General features: G+C 74.8%; 24 protein-coding genes. 12 read left to right on the plus strand and 12 right to left on the minus strand.

Going from position 1 to position 26,356, the window contains the following annotated elements:
• Nucleotides 1–39: 39 nt before the first annotated feature.
• The gene (locus tag ACWIYF_RS07880; RefSeq protein ID WP_448627562.1) at nt 40–987 is read left to right on the plus strand and encodes a quinone oxidoreductase family protein; all 948 of its coding nucleotides are present in this window, start codon (nt 40–42) and stop codon (nt 985–987) included.
• Between the two features lie 53 nt (nt 988–1,040).
• Here ACWIYF_RS07880 and ACWIYF_RS07885 read toward each other — a convergent pair whose 3' ends face one another.
• Entirely contained in the window at nt 1,041–2,462 is a 1,422-nt protein-coding gene (locus ACWIYF_RS07885) for an NAD(P)/FAD-dependent oxidoreductase (RefSeq protein ID WP_448627563.1), read from the minus strand.
• 137 nt (nt 2,463–2,599) lie between these two features.
• Here ACWIYF_RS07885 and ACWIYF_RS07890 point away from each other — a divergent pair, with 137 nt between their 5' ends.
• From ACWIYF_RS07890 to ACWIYF_RS07920, 7 genes are all read left to right on the plus strand, one after another.
• On the plus strand, nt 2,600–3,259 hold the full coding sequence (locus tag ACWIYF_RS07890) for an alpha/beta fold hydrolase (protein WP_448627564.1): 660 nt from the start codon (nt 2,600–2,602) through the stop codon (nt 3,257–3,259).
• A gap of 39 nt (nt 3,260–3,298) precedes the next feature.
• Nucleotides 3,299–4,465 (plus strand): ROK family protein, encoded by a 1,167-nt coding sequence (locus ACWIYF_RS07895; protein ID WP_448627565.1) that lies wholly within the window; start codon nt 3,299–3,301, stop codon nt 4,463–4,465.
• A 153-nt stretch (nt 4,466–4,618) separates the two neighbouring features.
• Nucleotides 4,619–6,181 (plus strand): sugar ABC transporter ATP-binding protein, encoded by a 1,563-nt coding sequence (locus ACWIYF_RS07900; RefSeq protein ID WP_448627566.1) that lies wholly within the window; start codon nt 4,619–4,621, stop codon nt 6,179–6,181.
• A complete protein-coding gene (locus ACWIYF_RS07905; RefSeq protein WP_448627567.1) occupies nt 6,178–7,287 on the plus strand; it encodes an ABC transporter permease in 1,110 nt (369 codons plus the stop codon). The genes ACWIYF_RS07900 and ACWIYF_RS07905 overlap by 4 nt, the downstream gene beginning before the upstream one ends.
• A gap of 100 nt (nt 7,288–7,387) precedes the next feature.
• Nucleotides 7,388–8,440 (plus strand): substrate-binding domain-containing protein, encoded by a 1,053-nt coding sequence (locus ACWIYF_RS07910; RefSeq protein WP_448627568.1) that lies wholly within the window; start codon nt 7,388–7,390, stop codon nt 8,438–8,440.
• A 67-nt stretch (nt 8,441–8,507) separates the two neighbouring features.
• Nucleotides 8,508–9,671, plus strand: coding sequence for a Gfo/Idh/MocA family protein (locus ACWIYF_RS07915; RefSeq protein ID WP_448627569.1), 1,164 nt, complete (start codon nt 8,508–8,510; stop codon nt 9,669–9,671).
• Between the two features lie 12 nt (nt 9,672–9,683).
• Nucleotides 9,684–10,691 (plus strand): sugar phosphate isomerase/epimerase family protein, encoded by a 1,008-nt coding sequence (locus ACWIYF_RS07920; RefSeq protein ID WP_448627570.1) that lies wholly within the window; start codon nt 9,684–9,686, stop codon nt 10,689–10,691.
• 54 nt (nt 10,692–10,745) lie between these two features.
• On the opposite strand, the gene ACWIYF_RS07925 is transcribed toward ACWIYF_RS07920, so the two are convergent.
• The 4 genes from ACWIYF_RS07925 to ACWIYF_RS07940 form a co-directional block, all read right to left on the minus strand.
• On the minus strand, nt 10,746–11,165 hold the full coding sequence (locus ACWIYF_RS07925) for a hypothetical protein (RefSeq protein WP_448627571.1): 420 nt from the start codon (nt 11,163–11,165) through the stop codon (nt 10,746–10,748).
• Nucleotides 11,165–11,629, minus strand: a complete 465-nt coding sequence (locus tag ACWIYF_RS07930; RefSeq protein WP_448627572.1) for a cupredoxin domain-containing protein — start codon at nt 11,627–11,629, stop codon at nt 11,165–11,167. Before ACWIYF_RS07930 ends, ACWIYF_RS07925 begins: the two co-directional genes overlap by 1 nt.
• 107 nt (nt 11,630–11,736) lie before the next feature.
• Complete coding sequence (locus tag ACWIYF_RS07935; RefSeq protein WP_448627573.1) at nt 11,737–12,681, minus strand: alpha/beta hydrolase family protein; 945 nt, start codon at nt 12,679–12,681, stop codon at nt 11,737–11,739.
• Nucleotide 12,682: 1 nt separating this feature from the next.
• Nucleotides 12,683–13,030, minus strand: a complete 348-nt coding sequence (locus ACWIYF_RS07940; protein ID WP_448627574.1) for a hypothetical protein — start codon at nt 13,028–13,030, stop codon at nt 12,683–12,685.
• Between the two features lie 56 nt (nt 13,031–13,086).
• On the opposite strand from ACWIYF_RS07940, the gene ACWIYF_RS07945 reads away from it, so the two are divergent.
• Nucleotides 13,087–13,617, plus strand: coding sequence for a helix-turn-helix domain-containing protein (locus ACWIYF_RS07945; RefSeq protein WP_448627575.1), 531 nt, complete (start codon nt 13,087–13,089; stop codon nt 13,615–13,617).
• Nucleotides 13,618–13,626: 9 nt separating this feature from the next.
• Here ACWIYF_RS07945 and ACWIYF_RS07950 read toward each other — a convergent pair whose 3' ends face one another.
• The 3 genes from ACWIYF_RS07950 to ACWIYF_RS07960 form a co-directional block, all read right to left on the minus strand.
• On the minus strand, nt 13,627–14,130 hold the full coding sequence (locus ACWIYF_RS07950; RefSeq protein ID WP_448627576.1) for a hypothetical protein: 504 nt from the start codon (nt 14,128–14,130) through the stop codon (nt 13,627–13,629).
• 54 nt (nt 14,131–14,184) lie between these two features.
• Nucleotides 14,185–15,735, minus strand: coding sequence for a DEAD/DEAH box helicase (locus tag ACWIYF_RS07955; RefSeq protein ID WP_448627577.1), 1,551 nt, complete (start codon nt 15,733–15,735; stop codon nt 14,185–14,187).
• Nucleotides 15,736–15,915: 180 nt separating this feature from the next.
• A complete protein-coding gene (locus ACWIYF_RS07960; RefSeq protein ID WP_448627578.1) occupies nt 15,916–16,914 on the minus strand; it encodes a GlxA family transcriptional regulator in 999 nt (332 codons plus the stop codon).
• Nucleotides 16,915–16,987: 73 nt separating this feature from the next.
• Here ACWIYF_RS07960 and ACWIYF_RS07965 point away from each other — a divergent pair, with 73 nt between their 5' ends.
• Complete coding sequence (locus ACWIYF_RS07965) at nt 16,988–18,310, plus strand: MFS transporter (RefSeq protein WP_448627579.1); 1,323 nt, start codon at nt 16,988–16,990, stop codon at nt 18,308–18,310.
• 6 nt (nt 18,311–18,316) lie between these two features.
• Here ACWIYF_RS07965 and ACWIYF_RS07970 read toward each other — a convergent pair whose 3' ends face one another.
• The 3 genes from ACWIYF_RS07970 to ACWIYF_RS07980 all read right to left on the minus strand — a co-directional run bounded on the left by ACWIYF_RS07970 (nt 18,317) and on the right by ACWIYF_RS07980 (nt 21,926).
• The gene (locus ACWIYF_RS07970) at nt 18,317–18,661 is read right to left on the minus strand and encodes a hypothetical protein (protein ID WP_448627580.1); all 345 of its coding nucleotides are present in this window, start codon (nt 18,659–18,661) and stop codon (nt 18,317–18,319) included.
• 95 nt (nt 18,662–18,756) lie between these two features.
• The gene (locus ACWIYF_RS07975) at nt 18,757–20,391 is read right to left on the minus strand and encodes a GMC family oxidoreductase (RefSeq protein WP_448627581.1); all 1,635 of its coding nucleotides are present in this window, start codon (nt 20,389–20,391) and stop codon (nt 18,757–18,759) included.
• A complete protein-coding gene (locus tag ACWIYF_RS07980; protein ID WP_448627582.1) occupies nt 20,388–21,926 on the minus strand; it encodes an aldehyde dehydrogenase family protein in 1,539 nt (512 codons plus the stop codon). The genes ACWIYF_RS07975 and ACWIYF_RS07980 overlap by 4 nt, the downstream gene beginning before the upstream one ends.
• Nucleotides 21,927–22,018: 92 nt before the next feature.
• On the opposite strand from ACWIYF_RS07980, the gene ACWIYF_RS07985 reads away from it, so the two are divergent.
• Both ACWIYF_RS07985 and ACWIYF_RS07990 read left to right on the plus strand, forming a co-directional pair.
• Nucleotides 22,019–24,982, plus strand: coding sequence for a sacsin N-terminal ATP-binding-like domain-containing protein (locus ACWIYF_RS07985; RefSeq protein ID WP_448627583.1), 2,964 nt, complete (start codon nt 22,019–22,021; stop codon nt 24,980–24,982).
• A complete protein-coding gene (locus ACWIYF_RS07990; RefSeq protein ID WP_448627584.1) occupies nt 24,973–25,722 on the plus strand; it encodes an enoyl-CoA hydratase-related protein in 750 nt (249 codons plus the stop codon). The genes ACWIYF_RS07985 and ACWIYF_RS07990 overlap by 10 nt, the downstream gene beginning before the upstream one ends.
• 4 nt (nt 25,723–25,726) lie before the next feature.
• Here ACWIYF_RS07990 and ACWIYF_RS07995 read toward each other — a convergent pair whose 3' ends face one another.
• On the minus strand, nt 25,727–26,338 hold the full coding sequence (locus ACWIYF_RS07995) for a PaaI family thioesterase (protein ID WP_448627585.1): 612 nt from the start codon (nt 26,336–26,338) through the stop codon (nt 25,727–25,729).
• Nucleotides 26,339–26,356: the final 18 nt, after the last annotated feature.

Genomic DNA, 26,356 nt, shown 5'->3' on the forward strand with positions numbered 1-26,356 from the left:
GTGGTAGGCAGGCACGACGCCCGAGCGAGGGAGGCGAACGTGCAGGCGGTGGTCTACGAGCGCACCGGCGGCCCCGAGGTGCTGGAGGTCCGGGACGTCCCCGACCCCGAGCCCGGCGACGGCCGGGTGCTGGTCGACGTCGCGGCCGTGGGGGTCAACTTCCGCGACGTCTACGAGCGCGAGGGCCGTCCGCCCTACGGCGGGGGCGCCCTGCCCGCGGTGGTCGGCGTGGAGGGCGCGGGGACCGTCCGCGGTACCGGGGAGCGGGTCGCGTGGCTCGACGTCGACGGCAGCTACGCCGCGCGGCTGGCCGCGCCGCGCGACCGGCTCGTGCCGGTGCCCGACGGGGTGGACCTGGACGTCGCGGCCGCCGTCCTGCTGCAGGGCTGCACCGCCCAGTACCTTGCCGCCGACTCCTACCCGATCGCCGAGGGGGAGTGGGCGGTCGTGCACAGCGCGGCGGGCGGCGTCGGTCTGCTGCTCACGCAGCTGGTCCGTGCGCGCGGCGGGCACGTGCTGGCGACCACCTCCAGCGAGGAGAAGGCCGAGCTCGCGCGGGCCGCCGGCGCCGACGACGTCGTCGTCGGCTACGAGGGCTTCGCCGAGCGGGTGCGCGAGCTCTCCGGCGGGGAGGGGGCCGCGGTCGTCTACGACGGAGTCGGCCGGACGACGTTCGCCGCGGGGCTGACCGCGCTGCGGCCCACCGGCCGGATGATCGTGTACGGCGCGGCGAGCGGGCAGCCCGACCCGCTGCCGGTGCAGCAGCTGGCGGCGCACGGCTCGCTGTACGTCCAGCGGCCGACGCTGGGCACCTACACCCGCACGCCGCAGATGCTGCGGGAGCGGGCGGGCGCCGTCCTGGACCTGATCGCCGCCGGGCGGCTCGACGTGCGCATCGGCGGCCGTTACCCGCTCGCCGACGCGCGGCGCGCGCACGAGGACCTCGAGGCCCGGCGGAGCACCGGCAAACTGCTGCTGCGCCCGTAGCCGAGCCGGTGAATTCCGGCGGGAATCGGCGTACGGGCGACGCGTCACGCGGCTCAGGCGGATCTGCGGCCGGTGAGGTCCTCGTGGGCCGGCGTCTCGTCGGTCATGCCTCCGGTCTTGGAGGCCTTGAACTCCTCGCCGAGCTGCTCGAGCGCCAGGCGGCCGTAGACCTGCTGCTGGGTGGCGACCCGCTGCGAGCGGCCACGGCCGAGGAAGCTGACCGCCCAGTGCAGCACGGTCGTGATCCGGCTCTTGAAGCCCACGATGTAGAAGAGGTGGACGACCAGCCACAGCACCCAGGCGATGAAGCCCTGGAACTTGAGGTTGCCGATGTCGGCGACCGCGGAGAACCGCGAGATCGTCGCCATCGACCCCTTGTCGAAGTAGTGGAAGGGCTTGGCCGGGGGCTTGCCGGCCAGCCGTCGCTTGATCGCGTCCGCGGCGTACTTGCCGCCCTGGATCGCGACCTGGGCGACGCCGGGGAGCTTGTCCAGGCTCATCATGTCGCCGACGACGTGCACCTCGGGGTGGCCGGGCAGCGTCAGGTCGGGCAGCACCGAGACGCGGCCGGCACGGTCGACCTCGGCGCCGGACTGCTCGGCCAGCTGCTTGCCCAGCGAGGAGGCCTGCACGCCCGCGGCCCAGATCTTGGTGGCCGCGTTGATCCGGCGGACGGTGCCGTCGGCCTCCTTGATGTCGATGCCGTTCTGGTCGACGTTGGTCACCATCGCGCCGAGCTGGACCTCGACGCCGATGTCGTTGAGCTGCCGCCGGGCCCGGCCGCCGAGCCGCTCGCCGAACGACGGCAGCACCATCGGTGCGGCGTCGAGCAGGATGATCCGCGCGGTCGTCGGGTCGATGTTGCGGAAGTCCTTGCGCAGCGTGCGGTGCGCGAGCTCGGCGATCTGGCCGGCCATCTCCACGCCGGTGGGCCCGGCGCCGACGACGACGAAGGTCATCAGCCGGTCGATCTCGGCCTGGTCGGTGGCCAGCTCCGCCAGCTCGAACGCGCCGAAGATGCGGCCGCGCAGCTCGAGGGCGTCGTCGATGCTCTTCATGCCCGGCGCGAACTCGGCGAACTGGTCGTTGCCGAAGTAGGACTGCCCGGCGCCGGCGGCCACGATCAGCTCGTCGTACGGGTGCACCGTGGTGCGGCCCAGCACGGTGGAGGTCACCGTGCGGTTGGTCAGGTCGATGTCCGTGACCTCGCCGAGGACGACGCGGGCGTTCCGCTGCCGGCGCAGGATCTCGCGGGTCGCGGGGGCGATCTCGCCCTCCGAGAGGATCCCGGTGGCCACCTGGTAGAGCAGCGGCTGGAACAGGTGGTGGCTGGTCTTGCCGATGATCGTGACGTCGACCGGTGCGCGCTTGAGCGCCTGGGCGGCGAACAGCCCGCCGAACCCGGTGCCGACGATCACCACCCGCGGCCGACCGGTCGCGGACTCGCTGCCTGCCTGCGCTGGTGATGTCGTCATGATGAATCCAGTCTCCCACTCCGGGGGTTCCCGCACCGCGCAGGGTCGGGAGCGATCCGGGACACATCCTCCCTGCCCATCCGGTCGGAGAGCCAATCGTGACCTCCACCGGGGGAAACAGCGGGTAAGGGCCCCGCATGCCCCGCATCGTGCTCGTCCCCGGGCTCGGCCTGGACGCGCGGTCGTCGGCCCGGCTGCGCCGCCGGGTGCCGGCCGACGTCGTCCTGCTGCCGGGGATGGGGCGCTCCGGACCGGTGCCGTCGGTGGACGAGCTGGCCGGGCAGTTGCGCGCACGCCTGGGGGAGGGGCCGGTCGTGCTGGTCGGTCACTCGCAGAGCTGCCAGGTCGTCGTCGCCGCCGCCGACGACGACCGGGTCGCCGCCGTCGTCCTGCTCGGGCCGACGACCGATCCCCGGCTGCGAACCGGCTGGGTGCTGGCGCGGTGGTGGCTGCGCAACGTGCTGCGGGAGCCGCCCTGGCAGTTCCCACTGGTGCTGGCCCAGTGGCTGCGCACCGGGCCGCGGGCGATGGCGGCGCTGTGGCGCTCGGCCTCACCGGACCGGATCGACGGGCGGCTGCGGTCGGTCGGCGTGCCGGTCACCGTCCTGCGCGGCGCCCGGGACGGGCTCTGCCCGGCGGACTGGGCGCGGCGCGTGGCCGGCGCCGCGCCCTGCGGCCGGCTGGTCGAGGTGCCCGGTGCGGCCCACATGGCCGTGCAGACCCACCCCGTCGCGGTCGCCGCGGTGCTCCGGCCGCTGCTCGGAATGCCACCCAGCGGGGTCGATCCGCACCGCTGAGCGACCGGGATGCGGGCCCGCGCGTGTCAATATGGCGCCGTGGGCTCCTCCTCCGCTTCGGTCGGCGCGTTGCTGCGCCACGTGCGCACCGGACGTGCGCGCAGCCGGGCCGACCTCGTGGCGCTGACCGGCGCCTCGCGGAACACGGTCAGCGCGCGGGTCGACCAGCTCATCACGGCCAACCTGCTGGAGGAGGGCGGCCGGGGCTGGAGCACCGGCGGGAGGCCGCCCACCCTCTTGCGGTTCAACAGCCGGGCCGGCTGCGTCCTGGCCGTGGACCTCGGCGTGACCAGCGTCGACGTCGCCGTCACCGACCTGTCCGCGCAGATCCTGGCCACCGTCGGCCATCCGATCGACATCGCGGAGGGGCCCGGTCCGGTGCTGGCCGAGGTCGATCGCCTGGCCCAGAAGGTGCTCGACGAGGCGGGGCTCACGCCCGCCGAGGTGTGCGCGGTCGGGGTGGGGGTGCCCGGACCGGTGGAGTTCTCGACCGGTCGGCCGTCCCACCCGCCGATCATGCCGGGCTGGCACGACCACCCGATCCCGAGTGCGTTCGGCCGGTACGAGTGCCCCGTCTACGTCGACAACGACGTGAACGTGATGGCGCTCGGTGAGATGGGTGTCGCCGGCTCGCTGCAGGACGTGCTCGTGGTGAAGGTCGGCACCGGCATCGGCTGCGGGGTCATCGTCGAGGGGCGCGTGTACCGCGGGGCGCAGGGCAGTGCCGGCGACATCGGGCACATCTACGTCGCGCAGCCGGACGGCCGGGTCGTCGTCTGCCGCTGCGGCAACGAGAACTGCCTCGAGGCGCTGGCGGGTGGCGGTGCGCTGCTGCGCGACGCCGTGGCGGCGGGTCTGCCGGTCACCACGACCCGGGAGGTCGTCGAGCTGGCCGCCCAGGGGGACGGTCCGGCACTGGAGCTCGTCCGGAACGCCGGCCGGACGATCGGCACGGTCCTCGCCTCGCTGGTCAACTTCTTCAACCCGCACCGCATCGTCATGACCGGTGGGGTCGCGCAGGCCGGCCTCCCGCTGCTGGCCGGCATCCGCGAGGCGGTCTACCGCCGTGCCCTGCCGCTGGCCGCGCGGTCGCTGGAGATCACCGTCAGCGATGCCCCGGACCTCTCCGGCCGCGTGGGCGCCGCCCTGATGGCGATCGAGGGCTTCCTCGGCGAGGAGTCGCTGCAGCAGGCGCTCGCCCGCTAGGCCCCCCGTCTCGGCCCCGAGTGACGGGGGTCACACTCATTGCGGTTCGGTAACTCCCCCGTGGGCAGCTTGACCAATGCTGTGAGCACGCTTACGGTCTCGGTTCAACCGACTAATGGTCAACGCTGAGCAAAAGTCCGGGGGTGAGGTGGCGTGGCCGATCCGTCCTTCGGGACGACGCCGTTGCTGGAGATGCACGGCATCGTGAAGACGTTCCCGGGGGTTCGCGCCCTCGACGGGGTGGACCTCGACGTCCGGCCCGGTGAGGTGCACTGCCTGCTCGGCCAGAACGGTGCCGGCAAGTCGACGCTGATCAAGGTGCTGGCCGGTGCCCACCAGCCGGACGAGGGCCGGATCACCTGGGCCGGCGAGCCGGTGCGGCTCGGCGATCCGCAGGCGGCGATGAGCCTCGGGATCGCCACGATCTACCAGGAGCTCGACCTCGTCGCCGGCCTGACCGTCGCCGACAACATCTTCCTGGGCCGCGAGCACGCGCGCTTCGGCATCTCCCGGCCGGCGCAGGCCAACCGGGCGGCCGCCGAGCTGCTCAGCCGGCTCGGCCACGCCGAGATCCGGCCTACCGCGGAGGTGGGCTCGCTGCCCGCGGCCGCCCAGCAGGTGGTCAGCATGGCGCGGGCCCTGTCGCAGGACGCCCGGCTGATCGTCATGGACGAGCCGTCGGCCGTGCTGGACAACGAGGAGGTCCAGCGGCTGTTCCGCGTCATCCGCGACGTGACCGCGCACGGCGTCGCCGTCGTCTACATCTCCCACCGGCTGGAGGAGATCCGCGAGATCGGCGACCGGATCACCGTTCTCAAGGACGGCCGCACGGTCGCCACCGGCCTGCCGGTGCGGGAGACGCCGACCCGACAGGTCATCACGCTGATGACCGGCCGCGACATCGAGTACGTCTTCCCCGAGCGGCGCACCGGGGTCGCCGCCGACCAGGCGCCGCTGCTGGAGGTCGAGGGCCTGTCGCTGGCCGGGCACTTCGCCGACGTCTCGTTCACCGTGCGCCCCGGCGAGATCGTCGGCCTGGCCGGCCTGGTCGGCTCGGGCCGTTCCGAGATCCTCGAGACCATCTACGGCGCCCGCCGGGCGAGCAGCGGCTCGGTCCGCGTCGCCGGCAAGCGGGTGCGGCCGGGTGACGTCGGCTCGGCGGTCGCCGCCGGCGTCGGACTGGCGCCGGAGGAGCGCAAGAGCCAGGCGCTGCTGCTCGGCGAGGCCGTCTACCGCAACATCAGCATCTCCAGCATGGCGCGCTTCGCCCGGGCCGGCTTCCTGGCCCGCGGCGCCGAGCGGACGGCGGCGCGCGAGCAGGTGACCGCGCTGGAGGTGCGGCCGGCCGACGTCGAGCGCGAGGTGCGCACGCTGTCGGGCGGCAACCAGCAGAAGGTCGTCCTGGCCCGGTGGCTGGTGCGCGACTGCAAGGTCCTGCTGCTCGACGAGCCCACCCGGGGCGTCGACGTGGGCGCCCGGTCGGAGATCTACGCCCTCATCCGCGACCTCGCCGACCGCGGGGTGGCGGTGGTCGTGGTCTCCAGCGAGATCCCCGAGGTGCTCGGTCTGGCCGACCGGGTTCTCGTCGTCTCGGACGGCGCGGTCGTGGCGGAGCGCCCGGCCGGCGATCTCGACGAGCACGCGGTGCTCGACATGGTCATGGAGGGGACGGTCGCCGTCCCCGCAGGTACGCGGCACGGAGGGGACGCAGCATGAGCACGACGACCAACACCGACACCGAGAGGTCGTCCACCGCGACGGCCGCCGGCCGGGGCCCGGGGCTGATGGCCGGCCCGTTCGGCCGGTTGCTCGGTCTCGTGGTCGCGCTCGTGATCCTGTGCATCGTCGGCGTGATCACCGCGGGGGACCGCTTCGCCGACGTCGACAACGTCCTCACCATCCTGCGGCTGGCCGCGGTGATCGGCGTGGTCAGCATCGGCATGACGTTCGTGATCATCGGCGGCGGCATCGACCTGTCGGTGGGCGCCATCGTGGCGCTGGCGTCGGTGTGGGCCACCACCCTGGCCACCCAGCAGATGGCCGAGGACGTCCACTGGATCGTCATGGTGTTCACCGCCCTCGCGGTGGGTGCCGGCTGCGGGTTGATCAACGGCGTGGTCATCGCCTACGGCAAGCTCGCCGCCTTCATCGCGACGCTCGCCATGCTCGCCGCCGCCCGCGGCCTGGCCGAGATCCTGTCCAACCGGCGGACGCAGATCGTCCGCGACCAGGACTTCCTCGACTTCTTCTCGGGCAGCGTCCTCGGCATCCCGACGCTGGTGATCATCTTCGCGCTCGTGGCGGCGATCGGCTGGGTCGTGCTCAACCGGACGACGTTCGGCCGGCGCACCTTCGCCGTCGGCGGCAACGCCGAGGCCGCCCGCCTGGCCGGCATCCGGGTGCAGCGGCACACCGTGTGGCTGTACGTGCTGTCCGGCGTCACCTGCGGCATCGCGGCGGTCATGCTGATGGCCCGGACGACGACCGGCAGCTCCACCCACGGGACGCTCTACGAGCTCGACGCGATCGCCGCCGTCGTCATCGGCGGGACGCTGCTCATCGGCGGCCGGGGCACGATCGTCGGCACCGTCCTCGGTGTCCTGATCTTCACCACGCTGGGCAACGTCTTCACGCTCAACAACCTGTCCAGCTCGGCGCAGGCCGTCGCCCGCGGCGTGATCATCGTGCTCGCCGTCCTGCTGCAGCAGCGGCTGGCCAGCCGCGAGGGCCGGGCCCGGAGCGCCCGCGCCCCCGGCGGACCCGGCGGCGTCGTCTCCGGCAGTTCGGCGGCCCCCCCGAGCGGACCCGCCCCCACGACCTGACCCGGCGCGGCCCTCGCGCCCCGGTCGGCACCACCCGGAGGACCACCCGGTCCGCCGGCGCACTCCCGGCTCCTCGAGCCGCTCATCACAGGAGAGATCGATGTCTGCAGCGCGCCAGCGCCGGTTCCGGCGCCTGATGCCCACGGCCGTGGGCCTGATCGCAGCCGGTGCCCTCGTGGCCGGCTGCACGAGCAACACCCCGGAGGAGTCCGGCAACGGCGGCAGTGCCAACGCCGCCAGCTCGAACGACGAGGAGGGCGAGACCGTCACCATCGGCTTCTCCGCCCCCGCGGCCGACCACGGCTGGATGGCCGGCATCACCGAGGCCGCCCGGGCCGCCGCCGAGCAGTACGGCGACGTCGACCTGCAGGTCGCCGAGGGCACCAACGACGTCAGCACGCAGATCAGCCAGGTCGAGACGTTCATCAACGACGGCGTGGACGCGATCGTGCTGCTGCCCTTCGACGGCGATGCGCTGACCCCGGTCGCGCTGCAGGCGATGCAGGCCGGCATCCCGGTCATCAACGTCGACCGCGAGTTCAACAGCCCGTTCGCCGCCCGGGCCACGATCCTCGGCGACAACTACGGCATGGGGGTCTCGGCCGGCACGTACATCTGCGAGCAGGTCGGCGACAACCCCGACGCCATCGTCGCCGAGATCGCCGGCATCGACTCGCTGCCGCTGACCCAGGACCGCAGCCAGGGCTTCGCCGACGCGCTGGCCGACTGCGGTCTCAAGGTGAGCAACCGGGTCGCGGCCGACTTCACCGTCGAGGGCGGCGAGGAGGCCGCGGCGAACCTGCTGCAGGCCGCGCCGCAGATCGACGCCCTCTGGAACCACGACGACGACCAGGGCGTCGGCGTCCTGGCCGCCATCGAGGCCGCCGGCCGCGACGAGTTCCTCATGGTCGGCGGGGCCGGCTCGGCCAACGCGATGCGGGAGATCCAGTCCGGTGACTCCGTGCTGAAGGCCACCGTCATCTACCCGCACACCCAGGCCGCCGACGGCATCCGCCTGGCCCGCCTGGTCGTCCAGGACAAGTCGCTGTCCGACCTCATCTCGCAGGAGGTGCCGCGCACGATCGTGCTGAACGCGCCCGTCGTCACCGCGGACAACGTCGACCAGTACATCGACCGCGCCTTCGAGTCCTGATCCGCCCGTGGAGTCGCTGGGGAGCGCAGGCCGCTCCCCAGCGACTCCGCACATCCCGGGAGAACGCATGCCCCCCACCCTCGGCGTGGGCCTGATCGGCTACGCCTTCATGGGCGCCGCGCACTCGCAGGCCTGGCGCACCGCGCCCCACTTCTTCGACCTCCCGCTGCACCCGGAGCTGCGGGTCCTCGTCGGCCGTGACCGGGTCCGGCTCGAGGAAGCCGCCGGCCGCCTGGGCTGGCAGCAGACCGAGACCGACTGGCGCCGGCTGCTCGAGCGCGACGACGTCGACCTCGTCGACGTCTGCACCCCCGGCGACACCCACGCCGAGATCGCCATCGCCGCGCTCGAGGCCGGCAAGCACGTGCTCTGCGAGAAGCCGCTGGCCAACACCGTGGCCGAGGCCGAGGCGATGGCCGAGGCCGCCGCCCGCGCGGCTGCGCGCGGTGTCCGCTCGATGGTCGGCTTCACCTACCGCCGCGTGCCGGCGATCGGCCTGGCCCGGCAGCTGATCGCCGAGGGCCGCCTCGGCGAGATCCGGCACGTGCGGGCGCAGTACCTGCAGGACTGGATCGCCGACCCCGCCGCGCCGATGTCGTGGCGGCTGGAGAAGGACAAGGCCGGCTCGGGCGCGCTCGGCGACATCGGCGCGCACATCATCGACCTCACGCAGTACATCACCGGCCAGGCGATCACCGGTGTCAGCGGGATGCTCGAGACCTTCGTCAAGGAGCGGCCGCTGGCCGCCGCCGGCGGCGCGCTCTCCGGCGTCGGTGGCGAGGGCGTCGGCCAGGTCACCGTGGACGACGCCGCTGCGTTCCTCGCCCGCTTCGACGGCGGCGCGTTCGGCGTCTTCGAGGCGACCCGGTTCGCCACCGGCCGCAAGAACGCCATCCGCATCGAGATCAACGGCTCGGCCGGCAGCCTTGCGTTCGACTTCGAGGACATGAACGTCCTGCACTTCCTCGACGCGACCGACCCCGCGGCCACCGCAGGGTTCCGGCGCATCGTCGTCACCGAGCCCGACCACCCCTACGTGGCCGCGTGGTGGCCGGCCGGCCACGGCCTCGGCTACGAGCACGGCTTCACCCACCAGGTCGTCGACCTGCTGACCGCCATCGCCAAGGGCGAGGACCCGACGCCGTCGTTCGCCGACGGGCTGCAGGTGCAGCGGGTGCTCGCCGCGGTCGAGCGCAGCGCCGCCGACCACTCGACCTTCACCGCGATCTGAAGGAGTACCGAGATGCCCCGTCCCGTCACCCTGTTCACCGGCCAGTGGGCCGACCTGCCGTTCGAGGAGGTGGCGCGGCTGGCCTCCGAGTGGGGCTACGACGGCCTGGAGATCGCCTGCTGGGGCGACCACCTCGACGTCGAGCGCGCCGCGAACGACGACTCCTACGTGCAGGAGCGCCTCGCGCTGCTGGACAAGTACGGCCTGCAGGTCTTCGCCATCTCCAACCACCTCAACGGCCAGGCCGTCTGCGACGACCCGATCGACGAGCGGCACCGCGGCATGGTCAACGCCCGCGTCTGGGGCGACGGCGAGCCCGAGGGCGTGCGGCAGCGCGCCGCCGAGGAGATGAAGCTGACCGCCCGCGCCGCGGCCAAGCTGGGCGTGAAGACCGTCGTCGGGTTCACCGGGTCGAAGATCTGGAAGACCGTGGCGATGTTCCCGCCGGTGCCGGAGTCCATGATCGAGGACGGCTACGCCGACTTCGCCGCGCGGTGGAACCCGATCCTCGACGTCTTCGACGAGGTCGGCGTCCGCTTCGCGCACGAGGTGCACCCGTCCGAGATCGCCTACGACTACTGGACGACGGTGCGCACCCTGGAGGCGATCGGCCACCGGGAGGCCTTCGGGCTCAACTGGGATCCGTCGCACTTCGTCTGGCAGGACCTCGACCCGGTCTCGTTCATCTGGGACTTCAAGGACCGGATCTACCACGTCGACTGCAAGGACGCGAAGAAGCAGGTGGGCAACGGCCGCAACGGCCGGATGGGCTCGCACCTGCCGTGGGCCGACCCGCGGCGCGGCTGGGACTTCGTCTCCACCGGGCACGGCGACGTCCCGTGGGAGGCCTGCTTCCGGATGCTCAACACCATCGGCTACGACGGCCCGATCTCCGTGGAGTGGGAGGACGCCGGCATGGACCGGCTGGTGGGCGCGCCCGAGGCCCTGGCGTTCGTGCGCCGGCTGGCCTTCGACCCGCCGGCCGCGGCGTTCGACGCCGCCTTCGCCAGCGGCAATTGAAAGAGTGCGGAGGCCGGGGAGCGAGGAAACCTCGCTCCCCGGCCTCCGGTCACGTCAGGCCCGGACCTCGCGCCGCCGGCGGGCGGCGACGACGACGAGGGCGGCCAGGACGACGAACCCGGCGGCCTCCACCACCGCCGACCCCCACCAGAGGTCCGCCGACGTGACCTCCTTGAAGCCGAACAGCCCGACGGTCGTGGAGACGATCAGCCCGCCGAGGGTGCCGATGCACAGCAGGGCTCCGAGCGCCGCGGCGATCGGCAGCCAGCGCAGCGGCGAGACGAGCACGAGCACCGCTCCGCCGACCCCGCAGATGGTGTCGAGCAGGAACGCGGGACCGATCGTGGGGATGGTGTCGTACCCCTGCTGCCACAGGTAGAAGTGGATGCCCGCCAGTGCGAGCAGCAGCAGGGCGCCGACGATCCGCAGGATCCCGAGGAGGGTTCCCGACGTGCGACCGCGGGGCGCGGTCATCAGCTCACCGTCACCTCGACCTCCATGCCCATCGCCCGGTGGTTGCCGATGCCGCAGTAGAAGACGTACGTGCCGGGCTCGAGCGTGACCTCGACGGTGCCCGCCGAGCCGGGCTGCAGCGTGTCGCTCTTGGCGACCTCGCTGCCGTCCTGCTCGACGACCAGGTTGTGCGTGGCCTGGCCGGTGTTGGTGACGTTGATCGTGTAGTCGCCGGCGGTCAGGTCCGTGCCGCTGTCGAGGGCGATGGAGAAGTCGGCCTCGGTCGCGGTGATCTCGGAGGCTGCCGCGCTGGTGCTCGATCCGCCGGCGGAGCTCTCCGCGGCCGAGCTGCTCGTGGTGCCGGCTGCCGTCGTCGTGTCGGCGCTGCCGGCGTCGTCGTCACTGCCTCCGCAGGCGGTGAGCAATCCGAGAGCCAGGCCCAGGATGAGGGTGGCGCTGCGTCGGCGGACCTGGGCAGGGGACATGCTGCCTCCTCGCGGCCGCGGCCGGCGCCCCAGCGGCGTCCGGACCCGCTCTCGGGATACTGCAAGCTTGGAGGACCTGCGGGAAGGCCCTCCGGCCTGTGCAGACGCTATGAGCTGAGGTCGGACGGCGTGTCCGCGGTGAGTCCGGAGTGTTCCCGGCACCACGAGACAACGAGCCGCAGCAGCTCGGCGTCCACCGGCTCGCGCAGCTCCCGGCGGTAGGCGCGCAGGGACGGCGCCCCGGTCTGGCGGCGCAGCGTGTGGGTGAGATCCGGGATCGTGCGGGTCGTGACCTCGCCCGGCACCAGCGCGGCCATCGTCGCGAGGTCCGCCGGGTCGACCTGCAGGTCCTTGCCGCCGGTGACCGCCAGGACGGGGACGGCGAGGCGGCGCAGGTCCTCGCGCGGATCGTGGTCGAGGAACTCGCGCAGCCACTTCGCGTTCACCCGGGCACCGCCCATGCGTGCCACGTCGGTGGTCGTGGCGCGGATCTTCGCGTGGTTGGCCGCGACCTTGCGCTCGAGGTCGACGCGCACGAGCCGGAGCAGCCCGCGGACCGGTGCCGGGAGCGTGGGCGCGATCCGCCGCGCCTGCCAGCGCAGCAGCTCGTCACCGGGCGTCGCGGACATCGACAGCAGGACGGCGCCGGTGACCGGGGCACCGCGGGCGGCGAGCGCCGCCGCCAGGACGGCGCCCTCGCTGTGCCCGGCGACCAGCAGCCGCGCCGGGTCGACCCCCGGCCGGGCGGCGAGCGTGCCCAGGGCCGCGCCGAGGTCGTCGACGTTGTCGTGCAGGCCCGCGCGCCGCCAGTCGCCCGGGCTCTCGCCGACGCCGCGCTTGTCGTAGCGGAGCGAGGCGAGGGCGCCGTCGGCGAGGGCGTGCGCGAGCTGCCGGGCGACGTCGAAGCGGGCGCGGCGGTGGTTGGAGTCCCGGTCGAGCGGGCCGGAGCCGGACGCGATGACCACGACCGGCACCGGGGCCGACGCGTCCGGCACGGTCAGCGTGCCGGCCAGTGGGACGTCGCCGTCGATCCGCACGGGCAGCTCCCGCACGTCAGCGCTCCCCGGTCAGCTCGGCGGCCAGGCGCGCGGCGTCGTCGTCCCCGACGATCAGGGCGGGGTAGCGCTGGCCGGTCAGCTCCACCCGCACGGCCGGCTGGCCGCGGCGGACGGAGACCAGGGTGCGGGTGCCGTGGCCGCGCCAGGTGCCGATCCTGCGGACGCCCGGCAGGCCGAGCCCCGGCGCGCGCAGCCCGCGGACCGCCGTGAGCGGCTCGGTCTCGACGGAGACCGCCGCGACGGCGCTGCGCGGGATCTCGACGTCGCGGACCAGGCCGGCGATCTTCTCCCCGCGGGTGAAGGTGAGGCGGAGGGCGGAGTCGGTCCGTTGCAGCGTGGCCATGCCGACACTATTCTCAAAAGTGGGATCGATGTCAACTCTGAGAACGGTGAGGTGGGATGGCGTCCGCCGGCCTGCTGCTGCACCCCGTCCGGCTGCGCGTCGTGCAGGCCTTTCTCGGCGACCGTGTGCTCACCACCGCCGACCTGCGCGCCGAGCTGCCCGACGTCCCCGCCGCGACGCTCTACCGGCACGTGGGCGTGCTCGCCGAGGCCGGCGTCCTCGCCGTCGTGGGGGAGCGCAAGGTCCGCGGCGCGGCGGAGCGCAGCTACCGGCTGGTTCCGTCGGCCGCGTCGGTGGGCCCGGACGAGGCCGCGGCGCTCTCACCCGAGGAGCACCGCCGGGCGTTCGCGACGTTCGTGGCCGGCCTGCTCGCCGACTTCGACCGCTACCTCGACCGTTCCGGCGGCGAGCCGGACCCGGCGCGCGACGGTGTCGGCTACCGGCACGTGGCGCTGTGGCAGACGGACGAGGAGTTCGCGGCCTTCCTCGACGAGTTCCGGACGCTGCTGCGCGCGCGGATGACCGCCGGTCCGGGGGAGGGGCGGCGCCGCCGGATCGTCAGCACGGTGCTGCTGCCCGGCGACTGAGGCCCGCGCTCAGGACCTGGCGGCCTTGCGGGCCTCGCGCCGGCCGGCCTTGGCGGCCCTGCGCGCCCGCTTCTCCGCCTTGCGCACCGAGACGCTCGGCCCGCTGAGCCCGCGCAGCATGATGGACAGGCCGATGCCGGCCAGCCAGGCGTCCTTGGCCAGCGCGAGGCCCTCCTGGGTGGGCGCCAGGCTGCCTTCTTTCCGCATGCCCGGGGTGTTCAGGTACAGCCCCAGCAGCCCGCCCGAGAACGCGGTGAGCGCCGCGCCGGCGACCACCGTGGGCACGAACGGCGTGAGCAGCGCCGCGCCGAGCGCGATCTCGGCGGTCGAGAGGTACTTGACGAACTGCTCGGGCGGCACCGACTTCAGGAACGGGTAGGTCCCGGCGGCGAAGCCGTGCACACCGGCGGCCGTGCCCGGGTCCGCGTTCCGCTTGCCGAGCCCGCTGTTGAGGATGAAGGCGCCGGCCGAGACGCGGGCCGGGATCTCCGAGAGTGTGATGGGCAGTCCCATGGCGCCCCAGTGCCCGCCACGACGGTGCGTCAACCGTCGTGGCGGGCCACGGCGTCAGCGGCCGCGGCGGGAGCGGGCGCTGAAGGACGCCGCCGTCGTCGTCCCCGCACGGGCCGCGAGCTCCGCCCGCGTCCGGGCCGGGCCGGTGGGCCGGGCGGTGGTGCTCTTCGCGGTGCTCTTCGTGGTGCTCTTCGCGGTCGCGCCCGAGCCGCCGCGGCGGCGCCGTCCGCCGCCCTGCCCCTGGGACTGGCCCTGGGACTGCGGCGCCGGGGCCGGCGCGGGCTCGACGTGGGGCGCGGCCGGGCCGGTGAGCGCAGTGATCTCCGCGGCGCCGGGGCGCACGGCGGTGACCGTGGGCGTGATCCCGGCCTGGCGGGCGAGCATGCGCACCTCGCCGGCCTGGTCGGGGGTGCTGACGGTGACCACGGTGCCGCCGGCGCCGGCGCGCGCGGTGCGGCCGGACCGGTGCAGGTAGGCCTTGTGCTCGGCCGGCGGGTCGACGTGCACCACGAGCGCGACGTCGTCCACGTGGATGCCGCGCGCGGCGATGTCCGTCGCGCACAGCACGCGGGTGTCCCCGGTGCTGAACGCCTCGAGGTTGCGCTCGCGCGCGTTCTGGCTCAGGTTGCCGTGCAGGTCGACGGCGGGCACCCCGGCGGCGGTGAGCTGCTTGGCCAGCTTCTTCGCCTGGTGTTTGGTGCGGGTGAACAGGACGCTGCGGCCCATGCCGGAGGCCAGTTGCCGCACCACGTCGGCCTTGTCGGCGGCCGACACCTGGAAGACGTGGTGGGTCATCGTCGCGACCGGCGCGACGGCCGGGTCGACCGAGTGCGTGGTGGGGGCGGTCAGGTAGCGCTTGACCAGGACGTCGACGCCGTTGTCCAGCGTCGCCGAGAACAGCAGCCGCTGGCCGACCTTCGGCGTCCGGTCGAGCAGCCGCTTGACGCCGGGCAGGAAGCCGAGGTCGGCCATGTGGTCGGCCTCGTCGAGCACGGTGATCTCGACCGCGGAGAGGTCGGCGTGGCCCTGGCCGATGAGGTCCTCGAGCCGGCCGGGGCAGGCGATGAGGACGTCGATGCCGCCGGCCAGCGCCTGCACCTGCGGGTTCTGGCCGACGCCGCCGAAGACGGTGGTGGCCTTCATACCCAGCGCGCGGGCCAGCGGGTCGACGGTGGCGAGCACCTGGTTGGCCAGCTCACGCGTCGGCACCAGCACCAGGGCGCGGGGCCGCTTCGGGGTGCGCTTCGTGTCAGAGGCGGCGAGCCGGGCGACCAGCGGCAGGCCGAAGGCCAGTGTCTTGCCGGAGCCGGTGCGGCCGCGGCCGAGCACGTCCCGCCCGGCGAGGGTGTCGGGCAGCGTCGCGACCTGGATCGGGAACGGCGCGGTGATGCCGCTGGCGGCGAGCACCTCGACGAGCGGTGCGGGAACGCCGAGGGCCGCGAAGGTGGTGGCGGTGGGCAGCACGGTGGCGACGTCCCCGGCGGGGACGACGACCGGGGCAGGCACCGACTCGGTGCGCGGCTGGGTCTCGGCGGGGCGGGTGCCGCGACCGCGGCCGCCCCGTCGGCGGCGCGGACGGTCGGACTGCGGAGCAGGGTGGGTCAAGGAACTTCCTCGGCGTCTCAGGTGGCCGTCGCGCACGGCGCACCGGCGCGCAGCAGCGCGCGTCGCCATGGACGTCGATCGGCCTGGCGCGCCTCGGTGGCGCAGCCTGGGCCCGACGTCGAGTCCTGCTCTGGATGAGCGAGGGCGGCGCCGGTACCCCCACTCAACCAGACGCGGAGCTCACGCGGGTCGCGAGACCGGGGAGTGTCGGGTCACATTTCCCCCTTGGTAGGTACGCCGGTAGGCCAGCGGCGAGACCCCCAGGGCCGCGCGCAGCTGCTGGCGCAGGGAGGCGGCCGTGCCGAAACCGGCGTCGGCGGCGATCCGGTGCACCGACCGGTCGGTGGACTCCAGCAGCTCGCGGGCCAGGGCGAGCCGCTGCCCGGCCAGCCAGCGCTGGGGCGAGAGCCCGGTCTCCTCGCGGAAGCGCCGGGTGAACGTGCGCACGCTCATCCGCGCGTGCGCCGCGAGGTCGGCCAGGGTGAGCGGCTCGCCGAGCCGGGCGGCGGCCCAGGCTCGCGTGGCCGCCGTCCCTGAGCCGTCGCCGTCGGGCACCGGGCGCTCGACGAACTGGGACTGGCCGCCCTCGCGCCACGGCGCGACGACGCTGCGCCGGGCCACCCGGTTGGCCACCTCGCTGCCGTGGTCGCGGCGGACGACGTGCAGCAGCAGGTCGATGCCGGCGGCGTTGCCGGCCGAGGTGAGCACGTCGCCGTCGTCGACGAAGAGGACGTCGGGGTCGAGCCGGACCCGGGGGAACAACGCCGCGAACCGCTCGGCGTAGAGCCAGTGGGTGGTCGCCGGCCGCCCGTCGAGCAGCCCGGCCCCGGCCAGGGCGAACGAGCCGGTGCAGATGGAGACCAGGCGCGCCCGCCCGGCGACCGAGCGCAGCGCGTCGGCGGCGTCGTCCCGCAGCCGGCCGCGGGGCAGTGCGCTCGGCAGGTGGATCCCGGGGACGACGACGGTGTCGGCGCCCGCCAGCACCGACGCGTCGTGCTCCGGCAGGACCGAGTAGCCGCCGGAGGTGCGCACCGGGCCGCCGTCCAGCGTGGCCACCCGCACCCGGTAGAGCGGGCGCCCGTCGGCGTCGACGGCGCTGCCGAGGAACTTGCTGGCCAACCCGAGCTCGAAGGCCATCGGGTTCGGCAGCGCGAGCACCACGACCTCGTGCGGCGTCATGGCCGGATCCTTGCACATGTTGGCCATCGGGCCACTGTCCTCGTCGCGCATCCGTCCGGCATGCTGTCTCGTCGTGACGAGCACGGCGCCGACCCGCACCCGCCGCATCCACCCCGCCTGGTGGGTGGCCGCGGTGACCTTCCTGGCGCTGGTCGGGGCGGCCGCGTTCCGGGCGGTCCCGGGCGTGCTCATCGACCCGCTGCACGCGGAGTTCGGCTGGTCGGTGTCGACCATCTCCGCCGCCGTCGCGGTCAACATGGCCCTGTACGGGCTGACCGCGCCGTTCGCGGCCGCGCTGATGGAGCGCTTCGGCATCCGCCGCGTGGTCACGGCCGCGCTGCTGGTCACCGCCGCGGGCAGCGGTCTGACGGTGTTCATGACCGCGAGCTGGCAGCTGGTCCTGCTGTGGGGCTTCCTCGTCGGCCTGGGCACCGGCTCGATGGCGCTGTCGCTGGTGGCGACGGTGACCGGCCGGTGGTTCGTCGCCCGGCGCGGCCTGGTCTCGGGGATCCTCACCGCCGGCGGCGCCACCGGGCAGCTGGTCTTCCTGCCGCTGGTCGCCTGGGCCGACGGCCGCTGGGGGTGGCGGACGGCGGCGCTCGGCACCACCGCCGCCGCCCTGGCCGTCGTCCCGCTGGTGGCCTGGCTGCTGCGCGACCGGCCGCGTGACCGCGGCGTCGCGCCCTACGGAGGCACCCCGGCCGACGACCTCGAGCCCGTGCGGACCGGCGCCGCCCGCACCGCGGTCCGTGGACTGCTCGAGGGCGCCCGCAGCCGGGTGTTCTGGATCCTCGCGGTCAGCTTCATGGTCTGCGGCGCCTCGACCAACGGGCTGGTGCAGCCGCACTTCATCCCGGCGGCGCACGACCACGGGATGCCGGTGACGACCGCGGCCGGCCTGCTGGCGGTGGTCGGCATCTTCGACATCGCCGGCACGATCTTCTCCGGCTGGCTGACCGACCGGTTCGACCCGCGGCTGCTGCTGCTGACCTACTACCTGTTCCGCGGGCTGTCGCTGTTCCTGCTGCCGTCGCTGTTCGCCCCCGGCGTGGGCCTGCCGATGGTGGCGTTCATCGTCTTCTACGGCCTGGACTGGGTGGCCACGGTGCCGCCGACGCTGGCGCTGTGCCGGGAGCACTTCGGCGTCCGCGCGCCGGTGGTGTTCGGCTGGGTGTTCGCCTCGCACCAGGTGGGCTCGGCGATCGCGGCGTTCGGCGGGGGCGTCGTCCGCGACCTCACCGGCTCCTACACGCCGGCCTGGTACGCGGCCGGGGCGCTGTGCCTGCTGGCTTCGGCGCTGTCGATCTCGATCCGCCGTCCGGGCTCGGGGGGCGGCGGGCTGGTCGGCCTGCCGCCGTCCCCGGTGCAGGCCGCCGCCGCGCAGAGCCACGGCTGAGGCTGCTCACCCGCGTCCTCGGGGGATCACGCGCCTGCGGAGCAGGATCCAGGCGAAGTCGTCCCGGCGGCGCTCCGCCGTCCGGCGCCGCTCGTCGGCGAGGCCCTCGGCGAAGCCGCGGGCGTACCAGAGCGGCGCGTTGACCAGGAGGCCGCTCGGGGGTTGGCCGGGCTGGTCGGCCCAGAGCCAGCGGGCGAACTCCTCGGGGTCGCGGCCCTGGCACACGGGGCAGTCCGACCTGGGCGACTCCTCCGGCTCGAAGCGCGCGGCGAACAGCCCGTCGGCGCGGCCGAGCGAGTAGGCGGCCTGGAGGAGGTCGCCGTAACACGGGTTCAAGTTCCCGGTCTCCATGCCCCATCAGAGCGCCGCCGCCGGCCCCGGATACCGGCCCCACTGCAGGGGCCCGCCGCGAGCTTGCGAGCGGTGGGGGGCAGTGGGGTCCTTCTTCAGGCGGCGCCGGCCAGGTCGGGGTCGACGCTGCGGCCGGTGATCAGGTCGGCCGCCCGCTCGGCGATCATGATGGTCGGCGCGTTCGTGTTGCCGCGCACCAGCGTCGGCATGACCGAGGCGTCGACCACGCGCAGTCCCTCGAGCCCGTGCACCTGCAGCCGCGGGTCGACGACGGCCAGGTCGTCGGTGCCCATCCGGCAGGAGCCGACCGGGTGGTACAGCGACTCGAGCGTCTGCCGGACAGCGCGCCGGAGGTCCTCGCGGCGGTGCGCGGTGCCGCCCGGCGACCACTCCTCGGCCAGCACGGAGGCCAGCGGCGCGACGCCGGCGATCTCGCGGGCCTTCGCCACGCCGGCCACCAGCGCGTCGAGGTCGCGCTCGTCGGTGAGGTAGCCGGCGTCGATCGCCGGTGCCCACGTCGGATCGGCCGAGCGCAGCCGCACCGAACCGCGCGAGTGCACGTGCACGAGCACGGTGGCGGCGGTGAACGCGTCGACGTCCGGGTCGACCTCCGCCTGCCGCCAGAACTTCACCGGGAGGAAGTGGAACTGCAGATCGGGCTCGGCGAGGTCGTCGCGGGAGCGGGTGAACAGGCCCGCCTCGGCGAGGTTGGAGGTCAGCGGGCCGCGCCGGGCGCCGAACCACTGCGCGTACCCCGACGGCGACTCGGCCCGGAACAGCGACCTGCCGGAGCGGACGTGCCAGATGACCGGGACGAGCGGGTGGTCCTGCAGGCCCAGGCCCACGCCCGGCAGCTCGTGGACGACGTCGACGCCGACCTCGCGCAGGTGGCCGGCCGGGCCGATGCCGGAGAGCAGCAGCAGCTGCGGGGAGTTGATCGCGCCGCCGGCGAGGACGACCTCGGCCGCGGCCCGCGCGGTGTGCAGCGTGCCGCCGCGGCGGTACTCGACGCCGGTGGCCCGGCCACCCTCCACGAGGACCCGGGTGGCCTGCGCGCCGGTGAGCACGGTGAGGTTGGGCCGGCCCAGCGCCGGCCTGAGGTAGGCGTCGGCGGCCGACCAGCGCCGTCCGCGCCGCTGGGTGACCTGGTAGAAGCCGACGCCCTCCTGGGTGGCGCCGTTGAAGTCGTCGTTGCGCGGGTAGCCCGCGGCCACCGCCGACTGGACGACGGCGCGGCTCCACCGGTGCGGCGAGCGCAGGTCCTCCACGCGCAGCGGGCCGCCGACGCCGTGGTACTCGTCGGCGCCGCGGGCGTTGTCCTCCATGCGCCGGAACACCGGCAACACGTGGTCGTAGGACCAGGCGTCGTCGCCGGTGAGCTTGGCCCACTCGTCGTAGTCGGCGGCCGCGCCGCGGATGTAGATCATCGCGTTGAGCGACGACGAGCCGCCGAGCATCTTGCCGCGCGGCCAGAACAGCCGGCGGCCGTCGAGGCCGGACTGCGGCTCGGTCGTGTAGTTCCAGTCGCGGCGGGTGCGCCACAGCTTGTACAGCGCGGCCGGGACCTTGACCTCGAGGACGTCGTCCGAGCCGCCGGCCTCGAGGAGCAGGACCTTCAGCGACGGGTCCTCCGACAGCCGTCCGGCCAGCGCGCTCCCGGCCGAGCCCGCGCCGACGACGACGACGTCGTACTCCTGCTGAGGGCCGAAGTGGCCACTTCGGCCGGTCACCGGTGCCGCCCGTGCACGAGGCCCATCACGCGGGCGAGCGCGTCGGCGGCCTGTGCCGGGCGGCCGAAGCTCATCAGGTTGACCGGCAGGGCCAGCCACTGGCGGGTGATCGCCTTGGCGCGGGTGAACTCCTTGAGCCCGTCCTCACCGTGGATGCGGCCGAAGCCGCTCTCGCCGACGCCGCCGAACGGCAGCGCCGGGATCGAGGCGAAGGTGAGCACCGAGTTCACCGACGTCATGCCGGTGCGCATCCGGCGGGCGAGGTCCATCGCGCGCTCCCTGGACCGGGAGAAGACGGCGCCGGCCAGGCCGTAGGAGGTGGCGTTGGTGCGTTCGAGCGCCTCCTCGGCGTCGCGCACCCTGGCGATGGTGAGCGTCGGGCCGAAGGTCTCCTCGCGGACGGCGGCCGAGGTCTCCGGCACGTCGAGCAGGACGGTCGGCGCGACGAACCCGCCGTCCACGCTGCCGCCGACGACCGCGCGGCCACCCTGCGCGGTGGCGTCGTCCAGGTGACGCTGCACGACGCCGGTCTGCGACGCCATCGTCATCGGGCCGTAGGCGGCCTCGTCGTCCGACCCCGGGCGCAGGTTCCTCACCTTCTCGGTGACCTCGGCGACGAACGCGTCGTAGACGCGCTCGGTGGCGTAGACGCGCTCGATGCCGATGCAGGTCTGCCCGGCGTTGCTCATCGCGCCCCACACCGCGGCGTCGGCGGCCGCGGCCACGTCGGCGTCGTCGTCGACGATCATGGCGTCCTTGCCGCCGAGCTCCATGAGCACCGGCACCAGGTTCTCCGCGCACGCGGCCATGACCTTGCGGCCGGTCGGGGCCGAGCCGGTGAAGGCCAGCTTGTCGACGCCCGCGCGGCACAGCGCGGCGCCCGTCTCGCCGAACCCGGTGACCACCTGGAAGGTGTCCGCGGCGTCGGGGACGGCGGCCCGCCAGGCGGCGGCCAGCCAGGCGCCGATCGCGGGCGTGTGCTCCGACGGCTTGAAGACGACGGCGTTGCCGGCGGCCAGCGCGTAGGCGATCGAGCCCATCGGCGTGAACACCGGGTAGTTCCACGGGCCGATCACGCCGATCACGCCGAGCGGCTGGTACTCGAGGTAGGCGGTGTGGTTGGCGGCGAGCATCCCGGAGCTGACCCAGCGCGGGCCGAGGGTCTTGCGCGCGTGGTTGCCGGCCCAGGCCAGGTGGTCGATGGCCAGGGTGATCTCGAGGATCGCGTCGGCGTGCGGCTTGCCGTTCTCCCGGTGCACCAGGTCGGCCAGCTCGTGCATGCGCCGGGCGAGGTAGCCGCGATAGGCGGCCAGCCGCTGCTTGCGGCCGTCGTAGGCCAGGGCGCGCCACGCCTCCGCGGCGGGCCGGGCGCGCTCGACGGTCGCGCGGACGGCGTCGGAGTCGTGCACGGGGAAGACGCCGACGACCGCGCCCGTGGCCGGGTCGGTGGACTCGAACGTCTCCGTGGTGTCGTGCCGGTCGACCGTCCCGGCGGAGCCTGCGGTGACCGTGTCCATCTCTTCGGCGAGCGACATGTGGCGGAGGTTACCTCGCAAGTTACCGACGCGTAGGTCGGGGCTTTCGGTACCGAAAGCCCGGGGACGGCGGCGCTGGGATGCTGTCGCTCGTGGCCGACCCCTTCGACACCGCGGCGATCCGGCGGCGGGTGCTGGCCGCGTGGACCGACTCGCCGGCCCGCTTCCGGGAGGACGCCAACGCCGAGGAGGACCTCGTCCGTGGCGGCTACCGGGACCGGCTGCTCGTCGAGCTCGCGCAGAACGCCGCCGATGCGGCGACCCGCGCCGGCGTTCCCGGCCGGCTCCGGCTGGAGCTGGCCGGCGACGAGCTCCGGGCCGCCAACACCGGCGCCCCGCTCGACGCCGCGGGAGTGCAGGCCCTGGCCACGCTGCGGGCCTCCGCCAAGCGCGACGGCCCGGCCACGGTCGGCCGCTTCGGGGTCGGCTTCGCCGCGGTGCTCGCGGTCAGCGACGAGCCGGCGGTCGTGTCGACGAGCGGCGGGGTGGCGTTCAGCGCCGCGCGCACCCGCGACGAGGTGGCCGCGATAGCCGCCCTCACCGGCGAGTTCGCCCGGCGCGACGGCGCCGTGCCGGTGCTGCGCCTGCCCTGGCCGACCGAGGGCGCGCCGCCGGAGGGCTTCGCCACCGAGGTCGTGCTGCCGCTGCGGCCCGGCGCGCACAGCACGGTCGCCGCCGCGCTCGAGGCGCTCGAGCCCGAGCTGCTGCTCGCCCTGCCCGGCCTGGCCCGCATCGACGTCCTCGCCGACGGTGTGACCCGCACCCTGACGTGCGAGCTTTCTGTACCGAAAGCCCGGATCTCGGACGGCACGACGACGACCTGGCAGGTGGCGCAGCGGACGGGGGAGCTGCCCGCGGCCCTGCTCGCCGACCGGCCGATCGAGGAGCGGGAGCGGCGCGGCTACGCGGTCACCTGGGCGGTCCCGCTGGACGGCGAGCTGCCGGGGCGGCAGGTGGTGCACGCGCCGACGCCGAGCGACGAGCCGCTGTCCCTCCCCGCGCGGCTGATCGCGCCGTTCCCGCTCGGCCCCGACCGGCGGCACGTGCTGCCCGGCCCGGTCACCGACGCGCTCGTCGACGTCGCCGCCGACGCCTACGCCGACCTGCTCGCCGCCCTGCCGAAGGACGCCGCCGTGCTCCGGCTGGTGCCGCGGGTCGGGCTGGCCGCCGCCGAGCTGGACGCCGCCCTGGGCACCGCGGTCCTCGACCGGCTGCGGGCCACGGCCTGGCTGCCGGTCGCGGGGGAGGCCGACGACGTGCAGCGACCCGACCGTGCGGTCGCTCTGGACGACCCGACCGACGAGCGGGTCGCCGTCCTGACCGGCGTGGTCCCCGGCCTGCTGCCCGCCACCTGGTCGCGGCGCACCGACGCCCCGGCGCTGACCGCGCTCGGCGTGCGGCGGATCGGCCTGTCCGACGTCGTGGAGGCGGTCCGGGGCGTGCAGCGGCCGCCGAGCTGGTGGGCCGCCCTCTACGCCGCGCTCGCCGACGCCGACCGGGAGGAGCTGGGCGCACTGCCCGTCCCGCTGGCCGACGGGCGGACGGCGCACGGCGCGGCCGGCGTGCTGCTGCCCGAGGCCGGGCTGCCCGCCGACCGCCTCGGGCCGCTCGGGCTGCGGCTGGCGGATCCCGGAGCGGTCGAGGGCCCGGCCGCCCGGCGGCTCCTGGAGCGCCTCGGCGCCCGTCCGGCGACCGCCGCCGCGGTGCTCGCCGACCCCGTCGTGCAGGCCGCGGTCGAGTCGTCGGTCGACGCGGTCGACGAGGGGGAGATCGACGACCCCGGCGCGTTCGCCGAGGCGGTGCTGGCGCTGGTCGCCGCGGCCCGGCCGCGCCCCGGCGAGCTGCCGTGGCTGGCCGAGCTCGCGCTGCCCGACGCCGACGGCGGCTGGGCGCCGGCCGGGGAGCTGCTGCTGCCGGGGTCGCCGTTGGCCGCCGTCCTCGAAGAGGGCGCGCTCGGTGTCCTGGACGCTCGGATCGGCGGCGACCACGAGGCGCTCCGGGCGGTCGGCGTCCTGGACACCTTCGCCCTGGTGAGCGCTGCCGACCCGGACGAGCTCGACGTCGACGGGGCGGAGGAGTGGGCCGACGCCGTCCTCGACCGGCTGCCGCCCGGCACGCCGCCGCCGGAGTGGCCGCCGGTGACCGCCGTCCGCGACCTGGAGCTGGTCACCGACTGGCCCGGCGCGCTGCGGCTGCTGGCCGCGCTGCCCGCCGCGGCCTGGGCCGACGTGCGGCTCGGCGACGTCGCCGTCCCCGGCTACCTGCGCTGGTGGCTGTCCACCCACCCGGTGCTGGCCGGACGGCGACCCGACCGGCTGCGTGACCCGCGCGGCACCTCGTTACAGGGGCTGTACGACGAGGCCGAGGCCGACGACGGGCTGCTCGACCTGCTGCGCCCGCCGGCCTCCCTGGACGACGTCCTCGCCGACGTCGACGGCGCGCTGGACCTGCTCGCCCGGCTCGGCGAGCCAGCGCGCACGGTCCGCCCCGAGCTGCTGCGCGGCGTGTACGCGCGCCTCGCCGCGGCGCTGGACGGCGTCGACGTCGACCCGCCGGCCCGCGTCCGCGTGGCGCCGGACCGGGTGGCCGAGAACGCCGTCGTCCTGGACGCCCCGTGGTTGCAGCCACTGGTCGACGCGCCGCTGGTGCCCGCCGGCGGGGCCCCCGACGCCGTCGCCGACCTGCTCGACCTGCCGCTGGCATCCGAACTGGTCTCCGGTGCCCCGGAGGGCGCGCCCGACCGCCGCGTCCCGTGGCGGGAGGTGCCCGGCGCCGGTCTGGCCGCGGTCCGGCTCGGCGTCGGCGAGCTCGACGGCGAGGTCGCCGTCCACCACCGGCTCACCGTGGCCGGACGACACGTCGCCTGGTGGCCGGGCGCGGACGTCGACGCCGTGGACGGGACGCCGGACGCGCTCGGCCGGGCGCTGGCCTGGCGGGCCGGCGCCTGGCCGCTGCGCCAGGCGCTGGCCGAGGCGTTCGCGCACCCCGAGCGGGCCGACGAGCTGGCCGCCGAGGACGCGGTCGACGGAGGAGAGGGGAGAAGCCGGTGCGGGTGACCACGGAGGTGCACGAGCGGGTGCTGGTCGTCCGGATGGACCGGGTGGACAAGCGCAACGCCGTCGACGCGGCCATGACCGCGGAGCTCTCCGCCGCCCTCGACCGCCTCGAGGACGACGACGAGCTGTGGGTCGGCGTCCTCACCGGCGGCCCCCGCGTCTTCTCGGCCGGCACCGACCTGATCGCCGGCGCGGGGGAACCGACCGAGCGCGGCGGTCCGTACGGCGTGGTCCGGCGGCGGCGCGGCAAGCCGCTGATCGCCGCGGTCGAGGGCCTGGCCCTCGGCGGCGGGATGGAGATGGTGCTCGCCTCCGACCTGGTCGTCGCCGGTCGCGGCGCCGAGTTCGGGCTGCCCGAGGTCGCCCGCGGCGTCGTCGCCACCTGCGCCGGGCTGTTCCGGGGACCTCGCGCCCTGCCGCTCAACGTCGCCCGCGAGCTGCTGCTCACCGGCGACCGGCTCTCCGCCGAGCGGGCCGAGCGGCTCGGCTTCGTCAACGTTCTCACCGAGGACGGCGGCGCCGTCGCGGCCGCGGTCGAGCTGGCCCGGCGGATCTGCCGCAACGCGCCGGTGTCCGTGCGCGCGACCCTCGTCGCGGTGGAGGAGACGGTCGCCGCCGACGACGAGCTGGGCTGGGCAGCCACGGCGCGGGCGATCGACACCGTCTGGGCGTCGGAGGACCGCGACGAGGGGCTGGCCGCGTTCGCCGAGAAGCGTGAACCGGTCTGGCGGGGTCGGTGAGGAGCTAGACCGGCAGAGGGGTGAGCACGAACAGCGCCTCCGCCTCGGCGCAGACCCGGTCGCCGTCGCGCAGCCGGCCCTCGACGAACCGCTTGCGGCCGTCCTCGAGGACCACTGCGCCCTCGACGACCAGCTCGGTGCCGGGCGGCGTCAGGCTGCGGTAGGCCACGTTCAGGTAGGCCGTCCGCGGCAGCCGGCCGTCCCGGGCGCCCGCCAGCTGGCCCAGCAGCTCGTCGAACACCAGGGAGACCGCACCGCCGTGCACCGCGCCGACGCCGACGTGGAAGCGGCCGAAGGTGACCCGTGCGCGGATGCCGGTGCCCGTCCAGTCGTCCACGGTCGTGACCGGCGCGAGCGTCTGGCCGCGGCCGGGCGCGCGGTCCAGCTTCCCGGCCAGCTGGGCGAGGGCGTCCACGGCCCACGGCTCGAGCAGCGCGGCCGCGGCGCGCAGGTGCTCCAGTGCCTGCGCCGACACCTCGGGCGGGGGCACGGCGGCGGCCGCGGAGTCCTGCAGCTCCCGGAGGGCATCGGCGACGGCGAGGTACCCGCGGACGGTGCCGGGGGCCCGCGCGCTCCGCCGGGTCGGCTGCTGCGTGGTCGTCGACTCCTCCGGCACGCCGCGACGATACGGTCG

This window comes from Geodermatophilus sp. URMC 64, from assembly GCF_053502555.1.